The organism is Sinosporangium album (genome assembly GCF_900100605.1).
Lineage (GTDB): Bacteria > Actinomycetota > Actinomycetes > Streptosporangiales > Streptosporangiaceae > Sinosporangium > Sinosporangium album.
This window is the reverse complement of sequence record NZ_FNCN01000053.1, coordinates 16220-20893: the sequence shown is the minus strand read 5'-3', so window position 1 is coordinate 20893 and position 4674 is coordinate 16220. Positions and strand designations below refer to the sequence as shown.

6 protein-coding genes are annotated in these 4674 nt (G+C 68.0%); 3 read left to right on the top strand and 3 right to left on the bottom strand.

The features are described 5' to 3' along the window. Positions 1 to 38: 38 nt before the first annotated feature. The 3 genes from BLQ73_RS32910 to BLQ73_RS29435 form a co-directional block, all read right to left on the bottom strand. Positions 39 to 887: a serine/threonine-protein kinase gene (locus tag BLQ73_RS32910; RefSeq protein ID WP_176955758.1), complete on the bottom strand. Its 849-nt coding sequence runs from the start codon at positions 885 to 887 to the stop codon at positions 39 to 41. A 533-nt stretch (positions 888 to 1420) separates the two neighbouring features. After that, complete coding sequence (locus BLQ73_RS29440) at positions 1421 to 1732, bottom strand: hypothetical protein (RefSeq protein ID WP_143020507.1); 312 nt, start codon at positions 1730 to 1732, stop codon at positions 1421 to 1423. 683 nt (positions 1733 to 2415) lie between these two features. Beyond that, a complete protein-coding gene (locus BLQ73_RS29435) occupies positions 2416 to 2955 on the bottom strand; it encodes a hypothetical protein (protein WP_093175886.1) in 540 nt (179 codons plus the stop codon). On the opposite strand from BLQ73_RS29435, the gene BLQ73_RS29430 reads away from it, so the two are divergent. The 3 genes from BLQ73_RS29430 (at position 2954) to BLQ73_RS29420 (ending at position 4259) form a co-directional block, all read left to right on the top strand. After that, entirely contained in the window at positions 2954 to 3199 is a 246-nt protein-coding gene (locus BLQ73_RS29430; RefSeq protein ID WP_093175884.1) for a hypothetical protein, read from the top strand. The two genes, BLQ73_RS29435 and BLQ73_RS29430, sit on opposite strands and share 2 nt — an antisense overlap. A 1-nt stretch (position 3200) precedes the next feature. Then, the gene (locus BLQ73_RS29425) at positions 3201 to 3860 is read left to right on the top strand and encodes an RES domain-containing protein (RefSeq protein ID WP_093175881.1); all 660 of its coding nucleotides are present in this window, start codon (positions 3201 to 3203) and stop codon (positions 3858 to 3860) included. 105 nt (positions 3861 to 3965) lie between these two features. After that, positions 3966 to 4259, top strand: a complete 294-nt coding sequence (locus tag BLQ73_RS29420) for a DUF6247 family protein (RefSeq protein WP_143020505.1) — start codon at positions 3966 to 3968, stop codon at positions 4257 to 4259. Positions 4260 to 4674 lie beyond the last annotated feature (415 nt).

Genomic DNA, 4674 nt, shown 5'->3' with positions numbered 1-4674 from the left:
TGCCGTCGTGGCGGGCGGGAGGTGGTTGCGCCGGCATGTCAGTAGGGCTCCCTCAGTGCGCGCGCCGCCTCGGTCAGCAGGTCGTCGGCCACCCCTCGCGCCAGCAGCGCGGCGGGCGCACCGCCGAGCAGCGCGTTGCCGCGCAGCCACCAGTCGGCGGTGCCCCACGGGTCGCGGGCGGCGTCGAGGAGCTCGTTCACCGCCAGCACCACGGGGATCGGCGCGCCGTCGTCGCCGAACTGGAAGGCCGGTACGGCGACGCCCCCGTCCGGGCGGTCGAGCCGCAACAGGCGAGGATCGTCCGGGTCGCGCAGCTCGGCGGGGTCGAGCGAGGGGGCCGCGAGCAGCGAACGCTTGACCGCCTCGAACGCCTCGGCGAACGCGTCGCCACCTTGGGCCTCCGGTACGGCGGCCGCCGTACCGGAGGGGGCGGTCGGTTGGGCGGTGCCCGGGGGCGGGGCGGCCTCGGGGGTGCCCGCATCGGGGGAGACGACGGGGCGGGTGGTGGCTGGGGGCGGGGCAGGCTCGGGGGTGGCGGGCGTCGCGGGGTCGAGGGCGGCGGAGTCGAGGAGGCCGGGGTCGAGGGCGGCGAGGTCGGGAAGCATCTCGCGGAGCAGGTCGAGCGCGGGGGCGAGGTCGTCGGCGACCGCCGTACCCCGGTGGGTCGTGGCCGCGTCGGCGATCAACGGTCGTAAGTCGTGGTCGCGGGGCAGGCCGCGCCGCAGGACGGTGAGGATCTCGTTCCAGGTGCGCCGGGCCCGGCGCGGTTCCTCGTCGAGGATGCGGCGCAGCAGGGTAGCGAGATGCGCACCCGTCTGCGGTCCGAGAAGCTCTCGGAGCTCGTCCCCGCGCCGTAGCACGGCGGCCACGAAGTCTGTCGCGGACAACGGCGGCTCTCCCTACTTGGTGGTCGCGCGATCACGCCGCCTTCATCCATATCAAGCTTGACCACCCCCGCCAAGGCCAATGGGCAAGCTCGCTCCCCGGCTCCCGGAACGGCTCCCGCACCCGCACCGCCCGCGCACCGGATTCCCGCACCCGCGTTGCCGACCACCTCGACCGCCTGACCTGCACCTGCGAACCTTTGAGGTGTTGGTCACCCAGTCGCGTGGAGGGCGGGACGGAGCTCGGCCCAGACAGCGCACTCCGGGTCTAACTTCACGGCCTTGACCTAAAGGTCCCATCGGCTTGGGCGGCCTCCGCAGGCAGGATCACCATTCCCGCGGAGACGCTCAGGGCCAGCACGATAGCCTGCCGAGAGGCTCGAACAGCTTTTCCTAGGACTGATGATTCCACCTTTTTCTCCGGTATAAGAATTGCGCAAGGTCCCATGCATCGATCCGATCGCCGACCCCAGGTCCTATCGGAAGCCCAGGAATCCGGACATGCGGACGGGGCAACCCCTAGAGCGCCCCGACTTTCAGTCCAGCTCCCGCCGCGACTGGAACGCGCGGGCGGCCTTCCGCCGCTTGGAATCGAACGGGTTCACCGCAGTCCCGGCACCCTGCCCAGGCGTGTCGTCCCAGGCTCGGATCTTCGCGGCCACTCGGAGGAGCCGTTCGTCTCCGGGCGGCGCATCGATGACAATCCTGGATTCATTCGGCTGCTTGTCGTCGCCTCCCCAGCGGACGACACCCTCGCACTCGGCGACGATGTCGCGGAGGACCACCAGTTGGTGATCGGAAAAGTTGCCTTGCGACCCCGGTGGATACCAGTCGAGTCGCAGGTTCACCGTGATGTCGCTGCCACCCACACGCCACGGGGGAGTCCAAGCGCGTTCCTCCGGTTGCACGATCGGCCAACCGTTGGCGCTTGTAGGGACCTGTCTCGCGGGTTGCGCGAGCGGTACGGAACCGCGTGGAGGATCTTTCCCCTCCGATGTGGCGGCCATCACCCTCCCCGGTTCCAGAAGCAATCCTGCCATACCGGCGCCGACGAGCCCGAGCGAGCTGCGGATCACAGCGCGACGGCCGATGCCCTCTGCCGCCTCCTCTGTGTGGGACTTGATTTCACTGGCCACAAGATTCCCTTCTAGGACTGGGGGCTTCCCATGTTCCAGAGCAGTAGAAGGCTGGAGGAAGACAGTGCCACCAGGACGGCGGAGGGCCAGTAAAGCCGCCGTGACGCCCGTGAGTAGCGTAGAACAGCGAGATTAATTCCGGCCGTTATCACACCCCATGCGGCGGTGAGTGCTAGTCCGATAAGGAGCGCTCCAAGATAGCCGTCGTGAAAAGGTATTCCGGGAGTGCCCACTCCCAGCTGCGCCAGCCAGTTGCGGACTACGAAGTATGGGTAGAACAGCGCGAATTGGCCGGGAAGGCCAAGAGCGAAATTGAGGAGGAGGGACAGCAGGTAGGTGGTGCGTGAGGAAAGGCGACGGCCGCCCGCCTGTCCATCCTTTCTGCTTTCGCTCATCTAGAGATTCCTCGCCACACTGTTGTATTTTTCGAATATACGGTATATGGGAAGTGTTTTCTGCATATACATCTCGGCCTGAGAGCCTGAGCCGTTGTAGCGCCTGAGAATCAGTCCGGATTCGACCTCTGTGTAGTCCAATGTCGGCCTGCGCTGGTTGATGTCGGCTGCGCCCCAGATGTGCACGAGTAGAACAGTGCTAGCCGAGTATTCGTTGTCTTCTTTGAGCAGCTTCCAAACTCGCCAGACGACGTGCCAGTCCCCTGGGTTGGCCTGGGGATCGTTAATTAGACCTTGGGAGGCGCAGTGGTTTCGGGAATTGATCGCGGTGTCCGCGAAGATCTGAGCAATGCCGGTGCTGGTGTCATGCTTCATGACGGCCGGGGGCTGGGGAGGAGGGCCGATCATGTTCTGCTGCCACAGCTCGTATGCCTCGCGGTATGCGTAGGTCGTTCGCACGAGAAGGTCCATGGCGGTGTCGTCGGCGCGGTTGTTGCGGAGTTCCCAGAAGATGGGGGTCTGGATCAGCGACTTTCGCATGCCGAATGCTCTGGACAGCCCCGCGCTCGACCTGCTCCGCGAGATGCTTCCCGACCTCGCCGCCCTCGACCCCGACCTCCTCGACTCCGCCGCCCTCGACGCCGCCCGCGACCCGTGGGGCACCGCCGACTGGTGGCTGCGCGGCAACGCGCTGCTCGGCGGTGCGCCCGCCGCGCTGCTGGCGCGGGGGGTGGCCGACGACCTGCTGACCGAGGCGGCGCGCGCACTGAGGGAGCCCTACTGACATGCCGGCGCAACCACCTCCCGCCCGCCACGACGGCACACCTCACCGGGTGCTGCTGCCGAAGGGCTCCTTCCTGTGGCGTGTGCACAACCGGGCGCAGGGGCCTGCGGAGTTCACCCGGCTGCGCCCCTCGCCGGGCCTGCTCGGCGGGCGTTTCGACGGGAGCTCGGAGGACGGCTACGACCACTGCTACCTGGGTCGCGGCCAGACCACCGCACTCGCCGAATGCCTGCTCCGCTCGGTCACCTTCGACGGCGGCGGACCCCGCATCCTGCCGTTCCAGACCGTGGCCGGCAAACGCCTGTCGCTCGTGGAGACCGCGCTCGAACTGCCGCTGATCTCCCTGACCAGCACGCCCGCGCTCGCCGCCGTCGCGCAGGACGAGTGGCTGATCCAGGCCCCGCCCACCGAATACGCGGAGACCCGGCGCTGGTCACGGTGGCTCCGCGGCCTCGACCCCACGGTCGCCGGCCTCGACTGGATCTCCCGCCGCGACCTGCCCAACCGCAGCATCGTCCTCTACAGCGACCGGTGCGACCCCGCCGCCCTGTCCCCGACCCCGCTCCACGTCGACCTCGACACCCCCGACGGGCTCTCCTGGCTCAACATCGTGCTCCGGCCGTACCGCGCCGTGGTCAGCCGCCCCGCCCCTCGTCCCTGAACGGCAACGCTTCGTTCGCGGGGCGGGCGGCGATGCCGTCGATGCTGAAGTTGAAGACGAGAACACTCGAGGCGGGGTGGCAGTCTGACGAGGTAACGTGGCCTCATGCGCGCCCAACCAGTTGAAGACGGCCCGCGAGACCCGCAGGTGATCCTCTGGGCGCTGCCCGACCGTGAACGTCCCGAGTTTCTCCGCCAATACCGCGAGGCCGTCGATGCTGCGCGTGAAGACGTCGCCCGCTACAGGGACCTGTCGCGGCTACTGCTCCGGTGGAGCCTGGTCGTGGAGGCCGTCTCCCAACCTGGCTACTACGAGGCCATTGAGGACGCGCGCCACGGCATCGGCCGTACGGTCCCCCTCGACGAGGCCATCACCACCGAGCTGTCCCGCCGCCGGTGAGTTACCGCCCCGATCTGTCGGAGCGGGCACTGAGCCAGCTCGGTGGCTTCCCCACCGACGCGCTGGGTGCGCTCGCTGCGGCAATGCCGATGTGTGCGAGAACCCTATGACCCGTTGATCACCATGGCCACCGACGACCCACAGGTGCGCCGTGCCGATTTCGGCGACGGCCATGGATTCGCAACGTTTCTCATACTCGATCACGTTGAGGTCATACGAATCGTGGACATCATCTGGGTTGGATGACTGCCTCCCTGACCCCTGACCTGGTGTTATCGCTGCAGTGCGGCAAGGAGGTTCGCGGCCCTGCGGTCCGGCGCGCCTTCCTCGACGCGGTTCATGACGTAGCCGAACGCGAGGCCGGTCGCCGGGTCGGCGAAGCCGAGCGATCCGCCGCGGCCGGGGAAGCCGAAGG